The 25079-nt window shown below is 62.7% G+C and carries 19 protein-coding genes and 1 pseudogene; 12 read left to right on the top strand and 8 right to left on the bottom strand.

Features of this window, described 5'->3' with window-relative positions; all coding sequences use genetic code 11:
- Nucleotides 1-138: 138 nt before the first annotated feature.
- The 5 genes from AC3WWH_RS10380 to AC3WWH_RS10400 all read right to left on the bottom strand — a co-directional run bounded on the left by AC3WWH_RS10380 (nucleotide 139) and on the right by AC3WWH_RS10400 (nucleotide 5883).
- On the bottom strand, nucleotides 139-1542 hold the full coding sequence (locus tag AC3WWH_RS10380; RefSeq protein ID WP_113399031.1) for a CehA/McbA family metallohydrolase: 1404 nt from the start codon (nucleotides 1540-1542) through the stop codon (nucleotides 139-141).
- A gap of 7 nt (nucleotides 1543-1549) precedes the next feature.
- The gene (locus AC3WWH_RS10385; protein WP_492376976.1) at nucleotides 1550-2653 is read right to left on the bottom strand and encodes an ABC transporter ATP-binding protein; all 1104 of its coding nucleotides are present in this window, start codon (nucleotides 2651-2653) and stop codon (nucleotides 1550-1552) included.
- A gap of 13 nt (nucleotides 2654-2666) precedes the next feature.
- Complete coding sequence (locus tag AC3WWH_RS10390; RefSeq protein ID WP_113399038.1) at nucleotides 2667-3497, bottom strand: carbohydrate ABC transporter permease; 831 nt, start codon at nucleotides 3495-3497, stop codon at nucleotides 2667-2669.
- Nucleotides 3497-4405 carry a carbohydrate ABC transporter permease gene (locus AC3WWH_RS10395; RefSeq protein ID WP_057251755.1) on the bottom strand — a complete coding sequence of 303 codons (909 nt, stop codon included), beginning with the start codon at nucleotides 4403-4405 and terminating at the stop codon, nucleotides 3497-3499. The genes AC3WWH_RS10390 and AC3WWH_RS10395 overlap by 1 nt, the downstream gene beginning before the upstream one ends.
- A 116-nt stretch (nucleotides 4406-4521) precedes the next feature.
- A complete protein-coding gene (locus AC3WWH_RS10400) occupies nucleotides 4522-5883 on the bottom strand; it encodes an extracellular solute-binding protein (RefSeq protein WP_093235684.1) in 1362 nt (453 codons plus the stop codon).
- 232 nt (nucleotides 5884-6115) lie between these two features.
- On the opposite strand from AC3WWH_RS10400, the gene AC3WWH_RS10405 reads away from it, so the two are divergent.
- Together AC3WWH_RS10405 and AC3WWH_RS10410 are read left to right on the top strand one after the other, a co-directional pair.
- The gene (locus tag AC3WWH_RS10405; RefSeq protein WP_058322942.1) at nucleotides 6116-7156 is read left to right on the top strand and encodes a LacI family DNA-binding transcriptional regulator; all 1041 of its coding nucleotides are present in this window, start codon (nucleotides 6116-6118) and stop codon (nucleotides 7154-7156) included.
- Nucleotides 7157-7167: 11 nt separating this feature from the next.
- Nucleotides 7168-9102, top strand: coding sequence for a DUF5054 domain-containing protein (locus AC3WWH_RS10410; RefSeq protein ID WP_113399033.1), 1935 nt, complete (start codon nucleotides 7168-7170; stop codon nucleotides 9100-9102).
- Between the two features lie 15 nt (nucleotides 9103-9117).
- On the opposite strand, the gene AC3WWH_RS10415 is transcribed toward AC3WWH_RS10410, so the two are convergent.
- Nucleotides 9118-10467 (bottom strand): adenylate/guanylate cyclase domain-containing protein, encoded by a 1350-nt coding sequence (locus AC3WWH_RS10415; protein WP_058322943.1) that lies wholly within the window; start codon nucleotides 10465-10467, stop codon nucleotides 9118-9120.
- A 352-nt stretch (nucleotides 10468-10819) separates the two neighbouring features.
- Between AC3WWH_RS10415 and urtA the strand changes: the two genes are divergently transcribed.
- From urtA to AC3WWH_RS10450, 7 genes are all read left to right on the top strand, one after another.
- Entirely contained in the window at nucleotides 10820-12112 is a 1293-nt protein-coding gene (gene urtA, locus AC3WWH_RS10420; protein WP_057251750.1) for an urea ABC transporter substrate-binding protein, read from the top strand.
- A 180-nt stretch (nucleotides 12113-12292) separates the two neighbouring features.
- Complete coding sequence (gene urtB / locus AC3WWH_RS10425; RefSeq protein WP_058322944.1) at nucleotides 12293-13909, top strand: urea ABC transporter permease subunit UrtB; 1617 nt, start codon at nucleotides 12293-12295, stop codon at nucleotides 13907-13909.
- Nucleotides 13906-15066, top strand: coding sequence for an urea ABC transporter permease subunit UrtC (gene urtC / locus AC3WWH_RS10430; RefSeq protein WP_058322945.1), 1161 nt, complete (start codon nucleotides 13906-13908; stop codon nucleotides 15064-15066). Before urtB ends, urtC begins: the two co-directional genes overlap by 4 nt.
- 5 nt (nucleotides 15067-15071) lie before the next feature.
- Nucleotides 15072-15836 (top strand): urea ABC transporter ATP-binding protein UrtD, encoded by a 765-nt coding sequence (gene urtD, locus AC3WWH_RS10435; RefSeq protein WP_058322946.1) that lies wholly within the window; start codon nucleotides 15072-15074, stop codon nucleotides 15834-15836.
- Between the two features lie 35 nt (nucleotides 15837-15871).
- Entirely contained in the window at nucleotides 15872-16567 is a 696-nt protein-coding gene (gene urtE, locus AC3WWH_RS10440; protein WP_057251746.1) for an urea ABC transporter ATP-binding subunit UrtE, read from the top strand.
- A 294-nt stretch (nucleotides 16568-16861) separates the two neighbouring features.
- Nucleotides 16862-17320 carry an RrF2 family transcriptional regulator gene (locus tag AC3WWH_RS10445; RefSeq protein ID WP_029742909.1) on the top strand — a complete coding sequence of 153 codons (459 nt, stop codon included), beginning with the start codon at nucleotides 16862-16864 and terminating at the stop codon, nucleotides 17318-17320.
- 109 nt (nucleotides 17321-17429) lie between these two features.
- Nucleotides 17430-18659: an acyl-CoA dehydrogenase family protein gene (locus tag AC3WWH_RS10450; protein WP_113399035.1), complete on the top strand. Its 1230-nt coding sequence runs from the start codon at nucleotides 17430-17432 to the stop codon at nucleotides 18657-18659.
- A gap of 87 nt (nucleotides 18660-18746) precedes the next feature.
- Here AC3WWH_RS10450 and AC3WWH_RS10455 read toward each other — a convergent pair whose 3' ends face one another.
- Nucleotides 18747-20144 (bottom strand): LLM class flavin-dependent oxidoreductase, encoded by a 1398-nt coding sequence (locus AC3WWH_RS10455; RefSeq protein WP_113399036.1) that lies wholly within the window; start codon nucleotides 20142-20144, stop codon nucleotides 18747-18749.
- A gap of 79 nt (nucleotides 20145-20223) precedes the next feature.
- Nucleotides 20224-21441, bottom strand: coding sequence for an SfnB family sulfur acquisition oxidoreductase (locus tag AC3WWH_RS10460; protein WP_113399037.1), 1218 nt, complete (start codon nucleotides 21439-21441; stop codon nucleotides 20224-20226).
- Nucleotides 21442-21835: 394 nt separating this feature from the next.
- Here AC3WWH_RS10460 and AC3WWH_RS10465 point away from each other — a divergent pair, with 394 nt between their 5' ends.
- The 3 genes and pseudogenes from AC3WWH_RS10465 to repA all read left to right on the top strand — a co-directional run bounded on the left by AC3WWH_RS10465 (nucleotide 21836) and on the right by repA (nucleotide 25075).
- Nucleotides 21836-22222 carry a BRA0787 family protein gene (locus AC3WWH_RS10465; protein ID WP_057251743.1) on the top strand — a complete coding sequence of 129 codons (387 nt, stop codon included), beginning with the start codon at nucleotides 21836-21838 and terminating at the stop codon, nucleotides 22220-22222.
- 156 nt (nucleotides 22223-22378) lie between these two features.
- Nucleotides 22379-23577 (top strand): annotated as a pseudogene (locus tag AC3WWH_RS10470) (amidohydrolase); the annotation flags it as partial.
- A gap of 244 nt (nucleotides 23578-23821) precedes the next feature.
- Complete coding sequence (gene repA, locus AC3WWH_RS10475; protein ID WP_113399039.1) at nucleotides 23822-25075, top strand: plasmid partitioning protein RepA; 1254 nt, start codon at nucleotides 23822-23824, stop codon at nucleotides 25073-25075.
- Nucleotides 25076-25079 lie beyond the last annotated feature (4 nt).

Below are 25079 nucleotides of genomic sequence, written 5' to 3' on the forward strand. Positions count from 1 at the left end.
CAGATGTTTTCTGCTTAAAATTGCTGCAGTTGCAAAAATGTGCGGTGCAGCAAAGAAAAAGCGAGACCAGCGGATTCGGCTATTGGGATAGCCGAATGCGGTGATCCGGGCGCATTTGAGGTCTGATGGCCTCGGCGGTCAGGCGGGGCTGCAATAAACTGGATTGCTGATGGCGCGGCGAACCGCGCGCTGCGCGAGATCGTCATTGGAGAGTTGCCACGGCAGGCTATTTCCGGGCAGCGCCTTGCGAAAAGCAGCGACGATGGCGTCTCGGCTCGCGACAGCAACGATCTCGGCGCGCAGGAAAAGAGAAGGCGAACCGGTGCAGCGCCCAGTCCAGTCGTCGGCTTCGATTGTCTGTTCGCCAATAATGCCCGAGGCGTCGAGCCATACGAGTTTGTCGCCCTTGGCGCCGCGAACCAAAGCCTCTGCCGCAACTTGCCCGGTGACGGTCGATCCCATGGGCTGGCCGTTGGCGGTGAGTTCCAGATGCGGTCCCGTTGGGCCTTCGGTGACATAGCAGTGGCCGGATTTCATCGCGCCGAGCACGGCCTCTTCCGAAAGTTCTTCGAGAAAGAGCACCGTCGTCGGGCGGGCGAGCACGAGCGGGCCCTCCGGCATCAGTCGCGCCGGCTGATGGAAATCGCTGCCGCCGATCGCCGAGATCTTCAGACCGGAGGCCAGCCGCTGCTGGTAGCGCTCCAGCGATACCCAGTTCCAGGCAAGCCAATGGGATTGCCAGACCTCCATGCAGTCGATCTTAGGCAGATCGTAATCCCAGGGGATGGTCGGCTTGTCGTGGTTGATCGACAGCAGGCCACCGCGCTCATGCACGAGACGTTCGAGCGTATGGGCGTGCTCGGGTCTCGTCATGCGGAAATCGATCCAGTCGTCGACGCCGAAGACATTGGCGTGGCCGACGGCGGTGGTGACCTCCATGGCGCGCACGAAGACGAGTTCCGGGGACGAGTGTGGGTGAAAATAGCGCCGCTGGGTGATCGTGTTGTGATCGGCGACAGCGAGGAAGTCGAGCCCCGCGTGTCGCGCGGCGGCGTGCAGCAGTTCCGGCGAACCGGCCGCATCCGAATGGAACGTGTGGCAATGAAGGTCGCCGCGATACCAGCCGGCCCCCTTGCGGACCGGAAACTGTCGCGACGGCTGCGGCGCGATCGCACGCCGGCTGCTGTCATGGTCTACGGTCACCAGCACGTCGACGCCGTCTTCGGGGACTTTATAGAGACCCAACATGACCTTCCACCGCCCGGAGGGTATCTCGCCATGGATGTAGCCGGGGGTGGCGTCGTCGGTGGCGACGAAAAAGTGGTCGCGCGCGCCGCCGCTCCAGCCGCGAAATCCCTGATCGGTCGGATAGTCGGTTGCGCGCGGGTCAAGCACGCCGAGATCGATGATGCACTGCTCCGACTTCGGATAGCTCAGCGTCACGTCGATCCGCGTCACGCCCTCAGGTACATCGAAGGGGACGTAGAAATAGGGATCGGCCGCCTGATCCCTGCGAGTGATCCTCGCGGAAAATTCCAACATAGCGGCCTCAGCGCTCGTCGGCTGCGGGAATGCGCGCGCCGGTGTCGTCAAAGAGGGTGACGTGCCTGGCGTCAAAGGCGAGGTGCACGGAGGTTCCGACCTTGATTTCGTCATCGGTGAAAATGCGCGCGGTAACGCGGCCGTTGTCGCCACGCTCGAGCGTAACGAGGCTTTCCGGCCCCATGTTCTCGTTGGCGAAGAGCTCGCCGGAAAGAATGTTGTGGTCGGTGGCGCCGGCGATGCGCAGGTGCTCCGGGCGCACGCCAAGCGTCATCTTGCCTGATCTCGCCGCCTCGGCGACGGCGTCGGTGAGTTCGATCGGCGCAACCTGAAGTCCGTCGGCGCGCAGATGCAGCGCGCCGTCGCCTACGGACGCCTCGACCGGAACCAGATTCATCGGCGGGTTGCCGACGAAATTTGCGACGAAAGTGGTCGCCGGCCGGCGATAAATCTCGATCGGCGGGGCGAATTGCACGATCCGTCCCTTATCCATGACGGCGATGCGGGTTGCGAGCGCCATCGCTTCCGCCTGGTCGTGGGTGACGTAGACGGCGGTCATGCCCATGTCGCGCTGCAGATGGTTGAGGAAGCCGCGGGCTTCGAGGCGCAGCTTGGCGTCGAGGTTCGAGAGCGGCTCGTCGAAGAGGTAGACCTCGCTTGGATAGACCAGTGCGCGGGCCAGCGACGTGCGCTGCTGCTGGCCGCCGGAGATCTGGCTCGGCAGCCGCTTCATCAGGTCGCCGATCTTGAGGACGTCGGCCACTTCCTTGGCGCGGGCGTGGCGCTTGGTCTCTTGCTCGCCGCGCACCTTCAAGGGATAGGCGATGTTGTCGGCGATGTTCATGTGCGGGTAGAGCGCATAGTCCTGAAAGACCATGGAAATGCCGCGGTCCTTCGGATGCAGGTAGGTAACGTCGCGGCCGCCGATCATCACCCGGCCAGAGGTTGGCGTTTCGAGACCCGCGATCATGCGCAAGCTCGTCGTCTTGCCGCAGCCCGACGGGCCCAGCAGGCAGATGAACTCGCCGTCGGCGATCTGGAAGCTGATGTCGGGCACGGCGACGAAGGCGCCGAAGGTCTTGGAGATGTTCTGGAATTCGACAGAGGCCATGACAGATTTCCGATTACGACTTGATGCCACCGAAGAACCGGAAACCGAATTTCCAATTCACGAAGAGATAGAGGGCGATGACGGGCAGCGAATAGATCAGCGAATAGGCAGCCAGCAGCGTGACGACCGGCGTGCCGGCCTCCGAATAGAAGGAGTAGATCGCGACGGATGCCGGCATCAACTTGTCGCTGCGCAACAGGATGAAGGGGATGAGGAAGCTGCCCCAGATGTTGACGAAGGCCCAGACGACGACCACGACGATGCCCGGCCGGATGACCGGCAGCGCCACATCGAAGAACGCCTGCAGCGGCGAGGCGCCGGCGACCATGGCGCTCTCCTCATAGGAGCGCGGGATGGCGTCGATGAAATCGCGAAGAATGAACATCGCCGTCGGCAACAGCCCGCCGGCAAAGACGAGAATGACGGCAAGATGGGTATCGATCAGGCCTGCCGCCGAGATGATGAGGAAAATCGGCACCATCGCCGCCGAGCCTGAAACGACCGACGAGAAGAGCAGCAGGATATAGGTGACGGCGCCCTTGCCGGGGATCGACGAGCGCGACAGTGCGTAGGCGGCAAGCGTTGCCGCCCCACCAACCAGAACCACGCCGCCCGCCGCCTGGATGAGGCTGTTCAGCAGCGCCTGCATCGCGAAGGTGTTCTGGAAGACGGTGGCGAAATTCGAAAGCGTGAAGGGCGACGGGATGGCAAGGCCAAGTTCGGCACGGGCATTGAACGGCGCAAAGACGAACCAGACGAGCGGCAGCGCAAAGACCGTGCCGAGGAAGGTGGCAGCGGCCGCAAAGACCGTGCGCCGCACGAAGATGTTCTGAGTCTTCTGCATCATTCCGCCTCCACCGGCTTCTTGTGGGCAAGGCGAAGATAGACGAGCGCGAAGGCGAGATTGATCAGCATGATGACCACGCCGACGGCAGCGCCCTTGCCGAACTCGAAATCCTTGAACGCGATGCGGTAGGTGTAGATCGACAGGATCTCGGTGCGATAGGACGGCCCGCCATGGGTGAGCAGGAACGGCGTGAAGACGTTAAAGGTCCACATGGTGATGAGGATCAGATCGGTGACGACATGGCCGCGGATCAGCGGCAGCGCAATGTCGCGCAGCTTCTGCCACGAGGTGGCGCCCGCGACATCGGCTGCCTGGAAATAACTCGGCGGGATCGACTGGAAGGCCGAATTAAACAGCATCATCGAGAAGGCGGCGCCCCGCCAGGTGTTGAAGAACACGATCACCCAGAACGGTTGTTGCAGCAGCCAGTCGCCCGGCGGCAGACCGAGGCCGCGCAGGATCATGTTGAGCGTGCCGTTGTCGTAATCGAGGAACGCGAACCAGGCAAAGCCGATCACCACCTCCGGCAGGATCCAGGCGGCGATGACCGCGGTCTGCAGGAAGGATTTGAGCGTCGGCGTGACCGTCTGGCTGAGCCAGGCGAGCAGCAGCCCGAGCAGCGCCTGGCCGATCAGCGCCGAGAGCAGCACGAACTGGATCGTCAGGATCAGCGAAAACCCGAACTGGCCGCGGGTAAAGAAGGTCGCCGGATTGAAGAGCGCGAAATAGTTCTGCAGGCCGACGAAATCGGGGTCGACGGCCGTGCGGCCGAGCAGTGTGCGGTTGGTGAAGGAAACGAAGATCACCCAGAAGAAGGGAACGATGACGAAGACCCCGACGAGGGCCGTGGCCGGTGCCAGGAAAAGCGCGCCGGCGCGCGTCGAAAGCAGGGAGAATTTCTTCATGCGCGTTTCATGCCCATATCCTGGATCGGGAGCCCGGCCACGGATGGCAGCCGGGCGCTCTGTCGTTGGATCGAAGCGGGATGAGGGGCCCGTTGCGGCCACATCCCGCATTGGCTTTAGAGCGTGCTGACGGTGTTTTCTTCGCCGACGATGGCGATGACGGCCGCCTTGTACTGGGCCATCGCGTCCTCGGGCGAGAGCTCGCCGGAAACGACGCTTTCGGTCATGCGCTGGATCTCGGTCGAGACCTTGTTGTAATTGGCGTCGTTCGGACGGGCCGTGGTGATCGGCAGCAGCGTCGTTGCCGTTTCCGTCAGGAACGGCGAGTTCGGGATCGCCACGTCGTCGCGGATACGGATGGCCGGCTGGATTTCCTGGAACGCGTCGAGCTGCTCCTTGCTGTTCATGAACGAGAGCAGCGCCCAGGATTCGGCAGGCGCGTCCGTATGCGGATTGATGACGAAGCCGGTGCCGCCGGACATCGTGACGAAATCCTGGCCGCGTAAGCCCTTTCCGGGTGCTGCGGCGGGCATCTTCTTCCAGGTCATGGTGTTGTCGCGATCGGCGACGGCGAATTCGGCGCCGGGTGCTGTGACCGAGCGATAGAACCAGTCGCCCTCGACGAGCATCGCAGTCTTGCCATCGCGGAAATTGGCGAAGGTGCGGTTGCGGCCGTCGGCAAGCAGCTGCGCGCGCTGGTCGCCGAGCTTGTCGTCGACATAGATGGTCTTGTAGAGCTTCAGCGTGTCGAGGATGCCCTGGCTCGACACGATATATTTGCCGCTGTCGTCGGTGACCTGTTCGCCGGTGCCGAGCAGCGCCATCCAGTAGCCCTGCATCGTGGTCGCCTCGCCCATGGAGACGCCGGCGTTGAGCTGCAACGGGAAGCTGTCGGGGGCGGCCGCCTTGATCTTGCGGGCGGCGTCGAGCAACTCATCCCACGACTTCGGCTGCCAGCTGTCGGCATCGAGGCCGGCCGATTTGAAGAGGTCCTTGCGCACGAAGATCATGCGGGCGTCGGTGCCGAGCGCGATGCCATAGGGCTTGCCCTGGTAGCTCATCAGCGCCTTGGTGCCGTCGGAGATATGCTGCCAGCCCTCCCACTTCGGAACGTCTGGGCCAGCCACTTCCTCGAGCGACTTCAGGAGATTGCCCTGGACGAAGCTCGGGATCAGGAAACCGTCGAAGCCGGAGACATCAGGGCCGGCGCCGGTGGAGAAATCGAGCGCGAGCTGCTGCGTCAGCTGCTCGTCCTCGCCGCCGAACTGGGTGAGCTTGACGGTGACGTCCTTGCCTTCGGCCTTCATCTTCTCGGTAAAGGCCGGAATGACCTTTTTTTCGATCCACTCGGCCATGCCGCTGTTTACGCCGCCGATGATGCAGCGGCAGGTGATGTTGAGTTCGGTGGCGCTCACCGGCGCGGCAAAGGCGATGGCCGCGGCTGCGCTGAGCAATAGGGAATGAAACCTGGTACGCATGTTTTCTCCTCCCGGTCGATCCTCTCAAGGACCTAAGTGTCTGGCTGCGACAGTCCGTCCCTCCTCCAGGTCCGGCGTCCCGACGATGGTCAAGAATGAACACGCTTTCATCTTTGTCAACATGGATCATGTGTTCCGTGCGCAAAAATTGGCGGAATATCTATTGGACTTGACGAAGTCGTCGCATTGCTCTCTTTTGAGAATGAACACGTTTTCATTTTGTGACGGATAGATGAACGAGCGCGCCGACAAGAAAGCTGCCCGAGCCACCGCAGACCAGGTGGCGCGCGCGGCTAATGTTTCCAGGGTCGCTGTGTCCCGGGCCTTCAACCCGAACGCTTCGCTGAAGCCGGAGAAGCGCGACCGCATCCTGCAAGTGGCGCGGGAACTGAACTATACGCCCGACATGGCGGCGCGCTCGTTGGTGACGGGACGTTCGCACCTCGTCGGCATGATCGTGCCGGATGTCTGCAGTCCCTGGGAGAGCCAGGAGATCGACGCGTTGACGACGGCGCTGCAGGCGGAGGGCTTTGCCACGCTGCTCTTCAAGGCCAAGGCTGATTTCAGCATGGATCCGCGCCTGCTCACCTATATGCGCGGCTTCAATCCGGATTCGGTGATCGCCTTTACCGAAAACATCCTGCCCGATGTGCTCTGCGGCTTTCTCGACCGCGCCGTGCCGATCTACGTGATCTACGACGACGTGAAGCAGTTTGCAGGCGCCGCATCCGGCACACTCTATGACCGGCTGCTCGTCCGGCAGAAAAACGGCATCGAACAGGCGGTGGCCCTGCTTCAGGGCTATGGCGCGCGCCGCATCGCCTATCTCGGCGGCAAGGCGCAGTCGCTCGCCAATGCCGAGCGCGAGCGCACTCTCAAGGAGACGCTCGCGGAGCGCGGCATGGATGCGCCGATCCTGCTTGCCGGGGACTACACCTATGACACCGCCTACCAGGCGACGCTTGATCTGTTCCGGATCGGCGAGGGCGCCGATGCGATCTTTGCGGCCAATGACGTCGGCGCCTTCGGCGCGATCGACGCGCTGCGCCACGAGCTCGGGCTTTCGGTGCCTGAGGACGTCAAGGTCGTCGGTTTCGACGACATCCCGCAGGCGCACTGGAAGAGCTACAACCTCACCACCGTGCGCATCGACCTCGAAGAGCGCGTGCGTGCGCTCGTCCGCCTCATCCTGATGCGGCTTCGTGCGCCCGATGCCGAGCCGTTTACCGAGACACTCAACACCCGCCTGATCGTGCGGGGCACCGTCGGCTGAAGGTAGCGAACATGGCCAAAAAACGCATCCACGTCGTCTTCAAGACCCATCTCGACATCGGCTTTACCGATCACGCCGAGAAGATCCGAAAGCAGTATCACGAGCGCTTCATTCCGCAGGCGATCGAAACCGGCGCACACTTCTACAATGAGAACCCGGACGAGCCGCTGTTCGTCTGGACGACGGGCGCCTGGCTGATCTGGGATCACCTGAATTCTCGCTCGAAGGAAGAGGTCGCGCGGCTGGAGCAGGCGATCGAGCGCGGCCTGATCCGCTGGCACGCGCTGCCGTTCACGACGCATACGGAGTTGATGTCACCGGACCTTTTTCGCACCGGGCTTTCCTATGCGCAGGAGCTCGACCGCCGCTTCGGCCTGAAGACGATCGCCGCCAAGATGACCGACGTGCCCGGCCATACGCTCGGCATGGTGCCGCTCTTGGCGCAAGCCGGCGTACGCTTCTTGCACATCGGCGTGAACTCGGCCTCGCCGCCGCCGGAAATCCCTGATGTTTACCGCTGGCGGGCGCCTGATGGCGCGGAAATCGTCGTCATGTACCAGCGCTCCTATGGCGAGACTTATTTCCCGGAGGGGATTTCCGACGGCCTGAGCTTCGCCCATACGAGCGACAATATCGGACCGCAGAGCGTGTCGCAGACGGCCGAAGCCTATCGTGAGATCCTGAAACACGAGCCCGGCGCCAGCGTGCGCGCGGCGACGCTTGAGGACTACGGCGCATTGATGTGGGAGGCACGCGAGCGCTTCCCGGTCGTGGAAAAGGAACTCGGCGATAGCTGGATCCACGGCAGCGGCACCGATCCGGAAAAGATCGCCCGCTATCTCGCACTGCAGCGGCTCTACGGTCGCTTCGCTGAGGAGCGGATGACGGCGAGCCGTCAGGCCTTCGGGCGCAAGCTGGCGCTGGTTGCCGAACACACCTGCGGCGTCGATATCAAATCTTTCCTGCGCGACGAAAAGGCCTGGGCGCGCCCGGCTTTCGAGGCGGCGCGAAAGACGGATCCTCGTTTCCACTATACGGAGGCATCCTGGGCGGAGCAGCGCGCCTATCTCGACCAGGCCGTTGCGGAGCTGGATGCGGAGGATGCCGCGCGCGCCGAAGCGGCGCTTGCCGAGCTTGCCGTTTCGCCGCGGCCCGAACCTGGCAGTGCTGCAGCAAGACTTGAAGTTGGAGGCTGGGTCATCGACCTCGATCCCCTAACGGGCGACGTTGCCGCGCTGACAGCGCCCGACGGTCGAACGATCCGCGGCGCCAACGGCTCGCTGATCGCCTATCGCTACGAAAGTTATGATGCCGGCGATGTGCGCCGTCACATGGATACCTACCTGACGCATTGGATGGACTGGGCGGTGCTCGATCATGACAAGCCCGGGCTTGCCCAGGTCGCGGAGGCCCGTTCGCAAACCTATTCACCTAAGCTTCGGGGCACGACGGCGACGTCGATCGTCGCGGCAATGCCGGCCGAGGCGGTCGAGCAATTCGGCGCACCGGCTGAGATCGCCATTGAATTCTCCGGCGGGCAGGACGGCCTCGATATCCGGCTGACGCTCTACGGCAAGAATGCCAACCGTATGCCGGAAGCAAGCTTCCTGTCGTTCACGCCCGAGGGGCGCTCGGAGTGGATCGTGCGCAAGATGGGGCTCTGGCACGCGACCGACAATTTCGCCCGTGCCGGCGGTGCCCAACTTCAGGCGGTCACGGCCGTCCGGGGGACGCACGAAGCAGGCGCAGAGCTGATGGTCGAGAACCTCGATACGCCGCTGGTAGCACCTCAAGCATGGCCGTTCATGGCCTTCTGCAAGGATCTACCCGACTACTCCGAAGGGGTTCGCTTCAACATCCACAACAACAAGTGGGGCACCAACTTTCCGATGTGGTGGGGCGGCGATTTCACCACGCGCTTCAGGCTCAGCCTCGGTGGCCGGTAAGCGACGAGGCATGGACTATCCCGTGCGGGCGTCGGTATCGGTTGATTGGAAAACCGGTCTCCTGAGAGCGGTTTGCATGGTGCCGCTCCCATAGGGGGACGTCGACGCGGCGGACATGCCTGCGGCGTGGCGGGGCAGATACCAGACATCGACAGGGAGCCTGCGACCGGGTAGCGAGACGTCGTTCTGCGCCAGCCAGTTGGCGGGCGGAACGGGGGCCCGGAGGCGCGCCATCAGCGCGGCCGATACCACCAGTGGCGCGTCGAGTGATTTGGACAGGCTTTCCAGGCGCTGGGCGACATTGACCGCATCGCCGATGACCGTGAATTCGCTGTGGCAACCGCTGTCCAGCACGCCGCCGACCACCTTGCCGTAATGCAGGCCGATGCCGGCATCGAGGGCGGGCTGGCCGTTTAGCACATTGTGGTTCTTCCAGTCGTTGAGCGCGTCGACGAGATCAAGCGCGCAGGCCATCGCCCGGTCTGCGTCGTCGTCCATGGGCCTCGGCTGGCCGAAGACGGCCATCACACCGTCGCCAATGAATTTGTCCACCGTGCCGCCATGCTCGAAGATCGTCTGCGAGACGAGCTGACGATACTCCGCCAGGACGAAGGCGAGTTCAGGAGCAGGGGCTATCTCGGAAAACAGGGTGAAATCGCGCAGGTCGACGAACATGATCGCAGCGTCTCGGCGTTCGAGGCCAAGCGCATCGCCTTTTTCCTGCAGCGCCGAGACCACCAGCGGCGAGAAAAACCGGGAGAGGTTCTGGCGTCGTTGATCCGCTTTCAGCGCTTCCTTGCGGGTGCGGTCGTGATCGCGCGCCAGAAGATAGATGGCAAAGGCAGTGAAACCGAAGCTGACGGTCAGGCCGAGATCCTGGTTGAAGAACGATCCGAGCAGGGAAAGCGTGCCGGCGGCCTGATGCCTCGCGGCGGTCGTTGCGAGCATCGCCACCCAGGCAACGAGCACGATGCTTGAAAAGATGAGAACGAGCCGACGTTCGAGCTTCAGGCCGACATGGACGAGCAGGATAAAGGCGACGACCAGGCCCGTGGTCGTCAGATTGTGGTTTTCCGTCACCGGCCCGGCAAGAATATGCGCGTAGAGGAGCAGCGCGACCAACACGGCGTCGAGGACCACGAAAAAGGTCTTCAGCCACGAACGGCCAGGCAGGTAGCGGGCCGTCGCCACGGAGGCGATGCTGATCGCGAGATAGCTGACGACGACGATCGCGTGCATCCGTTCTGCGCCTTCGTTGCCGCCGAGCAGGAGGTTTGCGAGCAGGATGGCGAAAGCGACGAAGCGAAGCAGGATCGAACGCATCTCGCGGGCGAAGTCCCAATGGGGATGCAATGAAGACGTCATGCCTGTCGGCCCCGAGATTTGAAACACCCTGCCCTCCGCGCAAGCGCGACCGTTGCTGTCGTTGCCAGCCTTTGCTGACAGTCGATTCGCGTCGATTCCGTGACGCGATCGCGCGGTCCGATGCCGTTGGCTTGTCCGTTTCTAGAGCTTCCAACGGTGGCAAGGTCAAGCATGGACGGGGACGATTGCGCGTGAGCTTCGCCCTTCCCGTCGTCGGCCGTTCCTCTTTGCCCCCGGCGCCTACGTAGAATGACGTATGTGCAGTGCAGCGTGGCTGTCCGATGATCCCCTCAAGCAACGGCTAAAAAGCACCGAAGGCCTTGTTGCTCCAGAACGAGAGGGGTTCCATCAGATGAATATCAAGGCAAGCGTCACCGGCGCATTCCTGGCTGCCGTCCTGTCGACGACGGCGTTCAACGGCGCCTTCGCCGCCGATGACACGATCAAGGTCGGCATCCTGCATTCGCTTTCCGGCACCATGGCGATCTCCGAGACGACGCTGAAAGATGCCATGCTGATGCTGATCGACGAGCAGAACAAGAAGGGCGGCCTGCTCGGCAAGAAGCTCGAAGCCGTCGTCGTCGACCCGGCGTCCGATTGGCCGCTCTTTGCCGAAAAGGCGCGCGAGCTGGTCTCGGTCGACAAGGTTTCGGCGGTCTTCGGCTGCTGGACTTCGGTGTCGCGCAAGTCGGTCCTGCCGGTGTTTGAGGAGCTCAATTCGATCCTCTTCTATCCGGTCCAGTACGAGGGCGAGGAAAGCCAGCGCAACGTCTTCTATACCGGTGCCGCGCCGAACCAGCAGGCGATCCCGGCCGTCGATTATCTGATGGCGAACGAAAGCGTCGAGCGCTGGGTGCTCGCCGGCACCGACTATGTCTATCCACGCACGACCAACAAGATCCTCGAGGCCTATCTCATCTCCAAGGGCGTGAAACCCGAGGATATCATGATCAACTACACGCCCTTCGGCCATTCCGATTGGCAGACGATCGTCTCCGACATCAAGAAGTTCGGTTCGGCCGGCAAGAAGACCGCCGTCGTCTCAACCATCAACGGCGATGCCAACGTACCCTTCTACAAGGAACTGGCGAACCAGGGCGTGAAGGCTGAGGATATCCCGGTCGTCGCCTTCTCGGTTGGCGAAGAGGAACTCGCCGGCCTCGATACCACTCCGCTTGTCGGGCATCTGGCGGCGTGGAACTATTTCCAGTCGGTCGACACACCGGCCAATGCCGAGTTCATCAAGACCTGGAAGGCCTATACCAAGAACGACAAGCGCGTGACCAACGACCCGATGGAAGCGCATTATATAGGCTTCAACATGTGGCTGAAGGCCGTCGAGAAGGCAGGCACCACCGATACCGACGCCGTTCTCGACGCGATGATCGGCGTTTCCGTGCCGAACCTCTCGGGCGGCTATTCGACGATGATGCCGAACCACCACATTACCAAGCCGGTGCTGATCGGCGAGATCCAGGGCGACGGCCAGTTCGAGACCGTCTGGGAAACCCCCGGCCTCGTCGTCGGCGACGAATGGTCCGACTACCTGCCGGACTCCAAGGACCTGATCTCCGATTGGCGCGCGCCGATGTCGTGCGGCAACTTCAACGTCGCCACCGGCAAGTGCGGCGGCAAAGGCTCCTGATTTCATCACCTGGTCATAGACCGGGCGGGCAGTCCGCCCGGCCAATCCTTGCATGACGAAATCCGGGGGCAAGCATCCCTCCGTCCGATGATGCGGCCGGGCGGAGGGATCTTAAACGTGAAATCCTCGACCGAAACGCCAGTCGCCCACGCGACATGGCAAGACCCGAGCGAGAGGGTAATGTACCGAATTCTGCAGATCCTGTTTGTTGCGCTGTGCCTGTTGATATCGACCCACGTGGTCGGTCTGCGCGCGGCGGACGACCTTGGCGCATTGGTCGATCAGCTCGGCGCCGCGAAACTCTCGGATATGGACGAGCGGATATCGGCGCTCGCCAAGACCGGTGACGCCAAGGTCATTCCCGTATTGGAGGCGTTGGGCGAGGGGGAACTCTACCAGCGCAAATCCGATGGCAAGGTGTTCCTCGTCAAGGCGCAAGGCGCGGACCTGCTGCTCGTCGATCCCGCGACAGGCATGGAAGCCGGCGAAGCGCCGAAAGCGGCGATGCAGAAGGTCAAGGTCAACAATGCCGTGCGCCGCGCGGTTCGCAGCGCGCTCGGTGGCCTGACCCTTTTCAGCGATGACGCCGGCGCGCGACTGAAGGCGGCGCAGTCGATGCTGCAGACGCCGAATGCCGATGCGCTCGAGGCGATCGAGACGGCCATTGCGACCGAAAAGGATGCAACTGTCCGCAAGGTTCTCGACGAGGCACGCGCGGTTTCGCTGCTCGTCTCGGATCGCGGCGACGACGAGAAGCGCCGAGCGATCACAATGCTCGCCGAAGGCAGCGGCCGCTCCAGTCTCGCGGTCCTGAACGCGACGCTCGCGAGCGCTGACGCGTCACTCAAACCCGACATCGAGGCGGCGATCGCCCGCATCGAACAGACCCAGGCGCTTTGGAGCGCCGGCCAGAATGTCTGGTACGGCCTGTCGCTCGGCTCAGTTCTGCTGCTGGCGGCGATCGGGCTTGCCATCACCTTCGGCGTCATGGGCATCATCAACATGGCCCATGGCGAGATGGTCATGCTCGGCGCCTACACGACCTTCATGGTGCAGGAGGTCGTGCGCAATTCCTATCCTGCGCTTTTTGACTGGTCGCTGGCGATTGCCCTGCCGCTTGCCTTTCTCGTCACCGGGGCCGTCGGCCTTGCAATCGAACGCGGCGTCATCCGCTTTCTCTATGGCCGCCCGCTGGAAACCTTGCTTGCCACTTGGGGCATATCGCTGATCCTGCAGCAGGCAGTGCGCTCGATCTTCGGGCCGACCAACCGTGAGGTCGGCAACCCCTCGTGGATGTCCGGCGCCTTCGAGCTTGGCGGGCTGACGATCACCTGGAACCGGCTGTGGATTATCGTCTTTGCGTTGACGGTTTTCGCGGCGCTCCTGTTCCTGCTTAAGAGGACCCCGATGGGGCTCCGGATGCGGGCCGTCACCCAGAACCGCCGCATGGCTTCCTCCATGGGCATCCGCACGCCTTGGGTCGATGCGCTGACCTTTGCGCTCGGCTCCGGCATCGCCGGCATGGCCGGCGTGGCGCTCTCGCAGATCGACAATGTCTCGCCCAATCTCGGCCAGGGTTACATCATCGACAGCTTCATGGTCGTGGTCTTCGGCGGGGTCGGCAACCTCTGGGGCACGCTCGTCGGCGCCTTCTCGCTCGGTATCCTCAACAAGTTCCTCGAGCCCTATGCCGGCGCCGTGCTCGGCAAGATCCTCGTGCTCGTGTTGATCATCCTGTTCATCCAGAAGAAACCGCGCGGGCTCTTCGCACTCAAGGGAAGGGCGGTCGAAGCATGATCACCTCGTTTCTCATGAAATCGCTGGACCGCAGCATCCTCGTCGTCGTGGCGATCCTCCTCGGCCTCGCCATCCTCCTACCCGCGCTCAACCTTCTGACCGCGCCCGATCATCCGCTGCACGTGCCGACCTATCTGGTCTCGCTGTTCGGCAAGTATCTCACCTATGCGCTGCTGGCGCTGGCGCTCGATCTTGTCTGGGGCTTCTGCGGCATTCTTTCGCTTGGGCACGCCGCTTTTTTCGCGCTCGGGGGCTATGCCATGGGCATGTATCTCATGCGCCAGATTGGCGCGCGCGGCTCCTATGGCAACCCATTGCTGCCGGATTTCATGGTGTTCCTCAACTGGAAGGAATTACCCTGGTTCTGGTACGGCTTCGACATGTTCTGGTTCGCCGCGCTGATGGTCGTGCTGGTTCCGGGCTTACTTGCCTTCATCTTCGGCTGGTTCGCCTTCCGCTCGCGTGTCAACGGCGTCTACCTGTCGATCATTACCCAGGCGATGACCTATGCCCTGCTGCTCGCCTTTTTCCGCAACGACATGGGCTTCGGCGGCAACAACGGCCTCACCGACTTCAAGGACATCCTCGGCTTCAACATCCAGGCGGACGGCACGCGCGCGGCACTCTTTGCCACATCTGCACTGATGCTGGCGCTCTGCCTCATTCTTACCTCGGCGATAGTGCGTTCCAAATACGGCAAGGTGCTCGTCGCGGTGCGCGATGCCGAAAGCAGGACCCGCTTCCTCGGCTATCGGGTGGAACACATCAAGCTCTTCGCCTTCACCGTCTCGGCGATGATGGCTGGCATCGCCGGCGCGCTTTATGTGCCGCAGGTCGGCATCATCAATCCGGGCGAGTTCGAACCCGGCAATTCGATCGAAGTGGTGATCTGGACGGCGGTTGGCGGGCGCGGAACGCTGATCGGCCCGATCGTTGGCGCCATCCTCGTCAACGGGGGGAAGAGCATCTTCACGGCAGCCTTCCCGGAGTTCTGGCTGTTTGCGCTCGGCGGACTGTTCGTGCTGGTCACCCTGTTCCTGCCGAAGGGCGTCGTCGGAACGGCCGGCGCCTATTTCGCCCGCCGGCGCGCTGAGCGTAGGGCGCGGGCGGACGAAACGCCGGACAATCTGGCGGTTGAACCCATGGCGGCGGAGTAGGCGACATGAACCAGACGATCGGCCAGACCAAACCGACCAGCCTTCTCTATCTCGACGGCGTCTCCGTCTCCTTCGACGGTTTCAAGGCGCTGAACGCGCTCTCCTTCGTCATCGAACCTGGCGAACTGCGGGCGATCATCGGCCCGAACGGGGCCGGCAAGACGACGATGATGGACATCATCACCGGCAAGACGCGGCCCGACGAGGGGCAGGTGTTTTTCAAAGGTGAAATCGACCTGACGAAGAAGGACGAGGCGGAGATCGCCTCGCTCGGCATCGGCCGAAAGTTCCAGAAGCCGACGGTCTTCGAAAGCCAAACGGTGTGGGACAATATTGAACTCGCCTTGAACCGAAGACGAGGCGTCTTCGCGACGCTGTTCTATCGGCTGACGACCGAGGACAAAGCCCGGATCGAGGAAATCCTTGCGACCGTCCGGCTTTCTACGCGTCGCGACGATCTCGCCGCCAACCTTTCGCACGGCCAGAAGCAGTGGCTGGAGATCGGCATGCTGCTTGCCCAGGAGCCGGAACTGCTTCTGGTCGACGAGCCGGTCGCTGGGATGACGGATGCGGAAACGGCCGAGACTGCCGTCCTGCTCAAGGAGATCGCAAAGACCCGATCCGTCGTCGTTGTGGAGCACGACATGGGCTTCATCCGCGAATTGGGGGTCAAGGTCACCTGCCTTGCCGAGGGCGCGGTGCTGGCGGAAGGCTCGATCGACTTCGTCAGCAGCGACCCGAAGGTCATCGAGAACTATCTCGGCCGGTAATGCCCCATCCAGCAAACGTCATAGGAGGGCGCGCCATGCTGAGCGTCGAAAACGTCAATCTTCACTACGGTGCCGCTCAGGCGCTGCGCAACGTGTCGATCACCGCCGAGATGGGCAGGATCACTTGCGTGCTCGGCCGCAACGGCGTCGGCAAGTCGAGCCTGCTCCGGGCCGTTACCGGTCAGCATCCGGTTAGCGCCGGCGCGATCGGCTTCAACGGCGTGGCACTCGCGGGTATGGCGCCCTACCGCCGTGCCAAGGAAGGCATCGGCTATGTACCGCAGGGCCGTGAGATTTTTCCGCTGCTAACGGTGAAGGAGAATCTCGAAACCGGCTACGCCCCGTTGAAGCGGGGCGATCGCTCGATACCGGAGGACGTCTTCAATCTCTTCCCGGTTCTTCGCTCGATGCTTGGGCGCCGCGGAGGCGACCTCTCCGGCGGGCAGCAGCAGCAACTGGCGATCGGCCGGGCGCTGGTGACACGGCCGAAGATCCTGGTGCTTGACGAGCCGACCGAGGGCATTCAGCCTTCGATCATCAAGGATATCGGCCGCGCGATCCGTTACCTCCGGGATTCGACCGGAATGGCGATCCTGCTGGTCGAGCAATATCTGGATTTCTGCCGGGAACTTGCCGATCACGTCTACATCATGGACCGCGGCGCCGTGGTGCACGAGGGGCCGCCAGAGACGTTGGATACGGCCGAGGCCCGACGACATCTCACGGTTTGATCACCCGCTACCGGCATCTCTGGTGTCAGGTGTCACGCGTGCGCAGGTGCTGGCGCCGCGGACCGAACCTCAATCCACCGAAGGCTCATTTATGAGAAATCGCCGTCTCTGCCATGAAAGCGCCGAGAAAGCGCACTAAATCTATGCAGTAACTTACGTAATTTCTTGAGAATGGTGCGGTTTGGGTGTAGGACATTCTAAGCGAAAGAGTGCGGCCGTCACAACCCGTTGCCTCCGGCAATTGCCCGAGGAGCGGATTTGTGGCGGCCTTCTTGTTCACGAAAGCGAAGTGACATGTTGACCAAAAAAGGAAAATACGGGCTCAAGGCCCTTGTCGACCTTGCTCAACTGGAGCCAGGAGAGACCGCCTTCATCACCGAGATCGCCACGCGGAACAATATTCCGAAGAAGTTCCTGGATGCGATCCTTCTCGAACTGCGCAATGCCGGAATCCTGCGCTCGAAGAAGGGCCCGGGCGGCGGCTATTCTCTGTCTCGACCAGCCTCCGACATCCGCATCGGCCAGGTCATCCGGACGCTGGATGGGCCCTTGGCGCCGATCCGCTGTGCCAGCCGCACCGCCTTCGAGGCCTGCGACGACTGCGCCGATCCGGTCAACTGTCATGTGCGCAAGTCGATGAGCAATGTTCGCGACGCGATCGCCTCGATCCTCGACAACATGACGCTGGAGCAGTTCGCCGCCAATGACAACGCCTCCGAGATCGTGGCGTTGCGCGATGCCGAGGCGGGCTGAGGCGGCGCGTCGGGTAGGACATTTCCAACGGCCGTGCAGCTGTGGAACTGTATTGCTGTTATAATCTATATAATATGTGCATTATTTCGCCTCAACCATGGAGAGGCGGATGAGCAACGTACATTTCCTCAAAGAGCCGGTGGCGGCCGACAACAGCGCACATGATCAAAAACGGCGGGAGCTGTTTGCCCGCGCCGAGACGCTGTCTAGGGATCTTGCCCGCCGTGGCGCCGAACTCGACCGCGTCGGAGCGCCGCCGCGGGAAGAGGTCGAGGCGCTCCGTCAGGCCGGTCTTCTGACCGCGCTGCATTCGCCGGAGGTTGGCGGTGCGGGCTTGAGCTGGGTCGACGGGCTGCGGCTGGTGCGCATCATCGCGCGCGGCGAAAGCTCGATCGGCCAATTGCTTGGCTACCACTACGTCAACAGCCAATATGTCTACTGGGCCGCTGCCGATCCGAAGCAGGCCTGGGTGCTTGGGGCGGAGACCGTCGAGCGGCAGCTCTATTGGGGTGCCGCGGTCAACCCGCGCGATCCCGGCCTCATGCTGGAACGGCGTGGTGGCCACTATGTGCTGAACGGCCGCAAGACATTTTCGACCGGCGCGCATGTCTCCGACCGCATTAACGTCAACGCTGCGATCGAGGGTAAAATTGCCAATTTCGTCGTGCCGACCGACCGGCCGGGTTACATCACCAACGACGACTGGGACAATATCGGCCAGCGCCTCTCGGACAGCGGTAGCGTCGAGTTCCGTGATTTCCCGGTCTACGATCGTGATTTCATCCTGCCGCTTGCCGACCCCTCCGATCCGCCAGCGGTGCAGGCGACGTTCAACACGCCGCTGATCCAGCTCGTCTTCGTCAATTTCTACCTCGGCACGGCGGAAGGTGCGCTTGCATCGGCCCTCGACTACGTCCGCACCACGACACGTCCCTGGGTGACATCGGGTGTCGAACGCGCCGGCGATGACCCCTATATCCTCGAACGGATCGGGGAACTCCAGGCGAGCGTGAAGGCGTCGGTCGCGCTGGCCGATGTGGCCGCAGCTTCGGTCGAGGCGGCACTGTCGCAGGGGAGGTCGGTGACGGCCGAGTCGCGCGGCGAAGCGGCGATCGAGGCCTATGCGGCCAAGGTGCACTCGACCCATGTCTCGCTCGACGTGACGACGAAGGTCTTCGAGCTGATGGGCGCACGCGCCACGGCAGGGCACTATCGCTTTGACCGCTACTGGCGCAATGTCCGCACTCACACGCTGCACGATCCGGTCGCTTACAAGGCGCGCGAGGTTGGCGATTTCGCATTGAACGGCCGGATCCCGCCGGTAAGCCTTTATAGCTGAGCCTGCCCCGCAGGCGCGATTGCCTCGGCCTGAAAGAAAAACGCCGCCTGGACCAGGTCCCGGCGGCGTTTCTTGGATGGCCCCGCCCTAAGCGGAAGCCGCGATCGCCGATTTCGTTCCGCCGATGTCCCGATAGCCGGCGCCCGGATGCGGCGCCACGAGCCTTGGCCCGGCGTCGAAGAGTTTTTCCCTGAGCGTGCCTTCGCGATAGTCGGTCTTGTAGGCGCCGCGTTTCTGCAGTTCCGGTATCAGCAGATCGACGGCGTCTTCGAAAGTCTCGGGCGTTACCGCATAGGCCAGATTGAAGCCGTCGACATCGGTCTCCTCGACCCATTCCTGCATGAGGTCGGCAACGGTCGAGGGCGAGCCGACGAAAACCGGTCCGAAGCCGCCGATGCCCACCCAGTCGGCCATCTCTCGCACCGTCCACACCCGATCCGGATCAATCGTCGTGAAGGTCTCGACGGCCGATTGCACCGCATTGGTGTAGCGGTGGCGCAGCGGTTCGTCCGGGGCAAACTGGCCGAAATCGATACCCGTCCAGCCGGAGATCAGCGCCAGAGCGCCTTCGTAGGAGACGTGCTTGCGGTACTCGTCGAACTTCTTCTTCGCCTCGGCATCGGTTTCGCCGAGGATCACCGTCTGCAGATTGAAGGCAAGGATTTCGCGCGGGTTGCGACCGGCGCGCTCTGCCGCCTCCCGGACATTGACGACATAGCGTTTCAATACGGTCTTTGAGGGCGCGGCGACGAAGATGCACTCGGCGTGGGCCCCGGCGAAGTCCTTGCCTCTGCTCGAAGAGCCAGCCTGGTAGAGCACGGGCGTACGCTGCGGCGAAGGCTCGCTCAAGTGGATGCCGGGGACGGTGAAGTGGCGGCCGCGGTGATTGATCGGGTGCACCTTGTCGGGATGGGTGAAGATGCCGGTTGCACGGTCGCGGACGACGGCACCGTCCTCCCAGCTGCCTTCCCAGAGCTTGTAGCAGACCTCCAGATATTCCTCTGCGAGATCATAGCGGTCGTCATGGCGCGTCTGCTGCGCCTGGCCGACATTGAGGGCGCCACTGTTCAGGTAGGAGGTGACGATGTTCCAGCCGATGCGCCCTTTGGTCAGATGATCGAGTGTCGAGATGCGGCGGGCGAAGGTGTAGGGATGCTCGAAGGAAAGCGACGCCGTCAGGCCGAAACCCAGATGTTCCGTTTCATGGGCCATCGTCGGCACCAGTTGTAAGGGGTCGTTGACCGGAACCTGGGCCGAATGGCGAAGAGCCGCGTCTGCGTTGCCGTTCAGCACGTCGTAGACGCCGAGCACATCGGCGATGAAAAGGCCGTCGAACTTGCCGCGCTCGAGCGTTTTTGCCAGATGCACCCAATAGTCGAGGTCCTTGTAGCGCCAGGACTGGTCGCGCGGATGGGTCCAGAGCCCCGGCGACTGATGGCCGACGCAATTCATGTCAAAGGCATTCAGCCGGATTTCACGACTCATGGAGTTCTCCTTCGGGCAAGGTTGGGCGTTGCCCGAAGCGTTGGTCACGCCTCGGGCCGCTTGTGCGCGGTCAATGGGATCAAAGTGCGCCGTTCTTCGGCGGCTTGACGCCGTTCAGGTGGTAGTTGCCGACGACGTGATGCTTCCAGCGCACCGGGTCGTGCAGCGTGTGGGTGCGGGCGTTGCGCCAATGCCGGTCGAGGTTGAGCCCGATCTTCGTCGAGGCGGTTCCGGCGAGTTCGAAGAGCGTGTTGCTCGTTTCCAAAGCGATCTCGGTCGTCAGAACCTTCGCCGCGGCAACGGCAAGCGTTGCCTCGACGACGCTTTCCTCGGTGCCGTTGATCTGGGCGACATCGACCTTCTTGCCGGCGCATTCGACGGTCGCGGTTGCCGCCTCCAGGCGGATGGCGAGCTGGCCGATGCGGGCGATCGTCAGCGGGTCGTTGGCCGCTTTCTCCACGCCGCTGTCCATCCAGGGCCGCGCATGATCGCGTACGAAATTGAGGGTTTCGGCAAAGGCCGCCCGGGCGATGCCGAGGTCGATGCCGGCATGAATGATCTGGCCGACGGAGCCGATCGTCGTCGGGCGCTCGAAGCCGCGGTGATGGCGCACCACCGCATCGGCGGTGACATAGACATTTTGCAGCACGGTCGTGCCGCTGCCGGTCGTGCGCTGGCCGAAGCCGTCCCAGTCGTCGATGATCTGCAATCCTTCGGCGCCGCGCGGCAAGAACGACATGGTCAGCTTGTCGGTTGGATCCAGAGCGAAGACCACGATCCATTCGGCAAACAGCACGCCGGTCGAATAATACTTGCGCCCGTTCAGCCGGAAACCGGGACCATCGGGCGTCAACCGCGTCGCGTAGTCGCCGACGGTCTTCGTGCCGCGCTCGGAAAGGGCGTTGCCGAAACGGTCGCCGGCAAGCGCACGGCCGAAGAAGAACGCCTTCTGCTCTTCGGTGCCATCGGTGCGCAGCGCTTCCAGAATGTAGAAGTGGTTCTGCGGGATTTGGCCGATCGAGCTGTCTGCTTCCGAGAGGATGGCGGTGATCTCCGCCAGAACTGCATTGGAGACGTCGATGCCGTCGTATTCCGGCGGCACGGTGATCGCGAGCAGGCCGGATTGGGCCAGCGCATCGAGCTCGTCGAAGGGCAGGATGCGATCCGTATCCCGCACATTGGCGCTCTTCGCAATTTCCGCCGCCAGTTCGTGGGCGATCGACAGCGCTTCCTCTTCGCTCTCGATCCGGTGCGCCGGGGCTCGTGTTTTCTCGGAAAGCCGCGAGATCGTTCCCATGTGACTGCTCCCTGTCGATTGAGGTGCATATCAGTGAATTATCTGGCAGAGCCGGGTAAGATAGTATATTCTATAGAAATTATCGATTTTAGATTTTCGTTTCTGCCGCGATGGCGGCCCGGTGTTTACCTTTGGGGCGGGATCGTTAATATCGAGTCGGGGGGAGGCCGCGGGGGAAAACCTTGGTCGCGGCATGCGGCGTGCGTGCGTGCCGATTTCCCGCCAAAATTGACTGCGGCTCAGGGACTATCACCCGATTTGCGCATTGCGTCATCGCCTGCAGTTCAACCAGTCGCGTGGCCACAGAGTATCGGCCACCCGGCACGAACACAAACACATGCTGACAGAATTGGCCATTCGCGTTTCCCGGCCTTAACCACTGAAGGAGACACAAATGACGAATTTCCTGCCTGCTCTACATGAAGGGCACGCCTCCATCACGCTGCAGAACCTGTTTCGCGATGCTCTGGAGGCCTATGACGACTGGGGCGCAAACATGCCCGAGCCGTTCGTTGCGTTCGAAGGTAAGCTGCTTCCGATCAGCGAAGTCTTCGATTGGATGAAACCTTGTACCGACATCATGCCGGCGAACCTCCTCGGCATCGTCACGGACCGGCTGAACAAGCCTTGGAGCGGTGAAGGTCCGCTCGATGCGATGACCGTCTCGACGGCGGCACGCGTGATGGCTGTTCTTACGCGACGGCAGTTGCGCAGCTTCGGTCGTGGCTCGATCGAGGTTTTTGCCGAGCGCTTCAACCATCCGGTGCAGGCCAATGCCTGATCGGTGAATCCCTGAGGAGCGCGTTCGCGCGCTCCTCACCAATGGCGAGCCGTTCGGCGATCGATTTCGCTACGCTCGGTGTCGCACCCCTTTCTTGCCGGATCGCCTTCCCGTAAACACGGGAGCTAGCGGATGTTCGAACGAACCGCCTTCCTCGATGCGCTGGCCGGTTTGAGCCAAGTGGCCGGCGTCGCCGAAGCGCAGGCAGAAATCGAGGGTGGTACGGGTCATGGCTGCGGCCACAACCTGCTCGGCACCGGTTCGTGCTCGCTGCCGTCGCGCTTACCCGCTACCTGAAGGACAACGGGCTGCCGGGCACGATACGCTATTATGGTTGCCCCGGCGAGGAGGGCGGTTCCGGCAAGACCTTCATGGCGCGCGCCGGCGTCTTCGCCGATGTCGATACGGCGCTGACCTGGCATCCGGCACCTTTCAACGGCGGTCGCTCGACCAACAATCTCGCCGTGCTCGAAATCTACCGCCGCTTCGAGGGTGTGGCGGCGCATGCGTCCAACGGTGCCCATCTCGGCCGCAGCGCGCTCGATGCGCTGGAACTGATGAATGTCGGCGTCAACTTCCTGCGCGAGCACATGCCGCAGGATTGCCGTGTGCACTATGCGATCACCGATGCCGGCGGCAAGGCGGCAAACGTCGTCCAGGCGCGTGCCGAGGCGCTCTATCTGGTGCGGGCGCCGCAGATGCCGGAAGCACTGGCGCTGGCTGCGCGGATCGACAAGATCGCCAAGGGCGCGGCGATGATGACCGAGACCGAAGTCGAGATCGTCTTCGATCGCGCGGCAACGAACCTTCTGCCCAACATTGCCCTTGAAACGGCGATCCATCAGAACATGGCGGCGCTCGGCCCGGTGCCTTTCGACGAGGCCGACATCGCCTTTGCCAAGGAGATCCAGAAGACGCTGACGCCGGAGGCGATATCGAGCAGCATCCGGCTCTACCAGATCAAGGGCGACGTCTTCGCCAACAGCCGTCTCGACGGTTCGACGGGCCTGCATCTCGGCCTTCGCGATTTCGAGGGGCAGTCACATTTCCGTGCCGGCTCGACCGATGTCGGCGATGTGAGCTGGATCACCCCGACTGCGCAGTGCTGGGCACCCGCCTGGGCGATCGGCACCGCGCCGCACACCCGGCAGGTGGTGGCGCAGGGCAAGAGCCCGGCCGCGCACAAGGCTTTCGCCCATGCGGCGAAATCATTGGCGGCAACGGGGCTCGATCTGATCCTCGATGTCGATCTGCTGGCGCGCGCAAATGTGGAGTGGCGCGAAAAAACAGAGGATAAACCCTATCAGTGCCCGATCCCGGATCACATCGGCCCCAAGCTCTCATTGCCGATTTGACGGTTTTGTCGAACGCCCGCGCCGCCGTCGCGGGCGTTTTCTTTTGCGAGATTGGCACCCCCAGCGTGTTGCTCGCCATTGCCGCCGATCGCGGTCGAAGTCTTGACGCGAATCAGAAGCTCCGGCATCTCTGTTACGGAGTTTTTCGAATAAGTGCTGATTGGCCGTATTTGGATTAAATCTCTGTTAGTGCATCGCCGCAGCGTTGTGCCGCGATGCATGCAAGGAGTAGGGCGAAATGACGATGACGGCAACCCAGGCAAGGCAGGACGCGGATCACTCCAAGGCTCGCCGTCCGGCCGACGAAGCGATCGCGGCCGATGCGCGCGCGCTTTCCGACCAGTTGAAGGCCATGCGCGAGCGGCTCTTCCCGCCGACGGCGATGAAGACGCTTCGCAGTTTCACCTCGGGCGAGGCGGCTAAGCTGATCGGTGTCTCCGACGGGTATCTGCGCCAGCTTTCGCTTGCCGGCGAGGGCCCACAGCCGGATACGGGGCTCGGCGGTCGCCGGTCCTATTCGCTCTCCGACATCAACGCGCTTCGCCGTCATCTCGCCGAACAGGCGCTGGCCAAGGGCAATGCCGTCAAGGCGCGTAGCTACCTCAAGTGGCGTGACCGGGAAGCAGGTGAGCACCTGCAGGTGATCTCTGTCACCAACTTCAAGGGCGGCTCCGGCAAGACGACCTCGTCGGTGCACATCGCGCAGTATCTCGCCATGACAGGCCATCGCGTGCTCGCCGTCGACCTCGATCCGCAAGCCTCGCTTTCCGCCCTCTTCGGGTATCAGCCAGAACTTGATCTCACCGGCAATGACACGCTCTATGGCGCGATCCGCTACGACGCCGAAGCGCGTCCTCTGCGGGACATCATCCGCAAGACCTATTTCGACGGCCTCGATCTCGTGCCCGGCAATCTCGAGCTTCAGGAATTCGAGCACACGACCCCACAGGCGCTGAGCGCCCGCCACAATGGCAGCGATGCCGGCCCGCTGTTCTTTGCCCGCGTGCAGACAGCACTCGCCAGCGTCGCCGATGACTATGATGTCGTCATCATCGACTGCCCGCCGCAGCTCGGGTATCTGACACTCTCGGCCCTTTGCGCTTCGACCTCCGTCATCGTCACCGTGCATCCGCAGATGCTCGACGTCGCCTCGATGAACCAGTTCCTCTACATGACGTCCGATCTCCTAAGCGTCGTGCGCGAGGCGGGCGGCGAACTGAATTTCGACTTCCTGCGCTATCTCGTCACCCGCTTCGAGCCGAACGACGGGCCGCAGGCACAGATTGTCGGCTTCATGCGCTCCCTCTTCGGCGAGAGGGTTCTGACCTCGGCCATGGTGAAATCGACGGCGGTCTCGGACGCCGGGCTGACGAAGCAGACGCTTTACGAGGTCGGGCGCGAGAATTTTACGCGCGCCACCTACGACCGCGCGGTCGAATCGCTGAACTCGGTCAACGGCGAGATCGAAGCACTCATTCATGCGGCATGGGGGCGCTGATCGA

The sequence above is a fragment of the Ensifer sp. EB106-03-01-XG145 genome (assembly GCF_058792075.1).

Bases quoted from the DNA above. Each gene is read 5' to 3' on its own strand.
- AC3WWH_RS10455 (WP_113399036.1), bottom strand. From the start codon at position 20,144: ATGAGTCGTGAAATCCGGCTGAATGCCTTTGACATGAATTGCGTCGGC.
- AC3WWH_RS10450 (WP_113399035.1), top strand. From the start codon at position 17,430: ATGAGCAACGTACATTTCCTCAAAGAGCCGGTGGCGGCCGACAACAGC.
- AC3WWH_RS10410 (WP_113399033.1), top strand. From the start codon at position 7,168: ATGGCCAAAAAACGCATCCACGTCGTCTTCAAGACCCATCTCGACATC.
- AC3WWH_RS10385 (WP_492376976.1), bottom strand. From the start codon at position 2,653: ATGGCCTCTGTCGAATTCCAGAACATCTCCAAGACCTTCGGCGCCTTC.
- urtD (WP_058322946.1), top strand. From the start codon at position 15,072: ATGAACCAGACGATCGGCCAGACCAAACCGACCAGCCTTCTCTATCTC.
- AC3WWH_RS10380 (WP_113399031.1), bottom strand. From the start codon at position 1,542: ATGTTGGAATTTTCCGCGAGGATCACTCGCAGGGATCAGGCGGCCGAT.
- AC3WWH_RS10405 (WP_058322942.1), top strand. From the start codon at position 6,116: ATGAACGAGCGCGCCGACAAGAAAGCTGCCCGAGCCACCGCAGACCAG.
- AC3WWH_RS10395 (WP_057251755.1), bottom strand. From the start codon at position 4,405: ATGAAGAAATTCTCCCTGCTTTCGACGCGCGCCGGCGCGCTTTTCCTG.
- AC3WWH_RS10400 (WP_093235684.1), bottom strand. From the start codon at position 5,883: ATGCGTACCAGGTTTCATTCCCTATTGCTCAGCGCAGCCGCGGCCATC.
- AC3WWH_RS10415 (WP_058322943.1), bottom strand. From the start codon at position 10,467: ATGACGTCTTCATTGCATCCCCATTGGGACTTCGCCCGCGAGATGCGT.
- AC3WWH_RS10445 (WP_029742909.1), top strand. From the start codon at position 16,862: ATGTTGACCAAAAAAGGAAAATACGGGCTCAAGGCCCTTGTCGACCTT.
- repA (WP_113399039.1), top strand. From the start codon at position 23,822: ATGACGGCAACCCAGGCAAGGCAGGACGCGGATCACTCCAAGGCTCGC.
- urtA (WP_057251750.1), top strand. From the start codon at position 10,820: ATGAATATCAAGGCAAGCGTCACCGGCGCATTCCTGGCTGCCGTCCTG.
- AC3WWH_RS10390 (WP_113399038.1), bottom strand. From the start codon at position 3,497: ATGCAGAAGACTCAGAACATCTTCGTGCGGCGCACGGTCTTTGCGGCC.
- urtE (WP_057251746.1), top strand. From the start codon at position 15,872: ATGCTGAGCGTCGAAAACGTCAATCTTCACTACGGTGCCGCTCAGGCG.
- AC3WWH_RS10460 (WP_113399037.1), bottom strand. From the start codon at position 21,441: ATGGGAACGATCTCGCGGCTTTCCGAGAAAACACGAGCCCCGGCGCAC.
- urtC (WP_058322945.1), top strand. From the start codon at position 13,906: ATGATCACCTCGTTTCTCATGAAATCGCTGGACCGCAGCATCCTCGTC.
- urtB (WP_058322944.1), top strand. From the start codon at position 12,293: ATGTACCGAATTCTGCAGATCCTGTTTGTTGCGCTGTGCCTGTTGATA.
- AC3WWH_RS10465 (WP_057251743.1), top strand. From the start codon at position 21,836: ATGACGAATTTCCTGCCTGCTCTACATGAAGGGCACGCCTCCATCACG.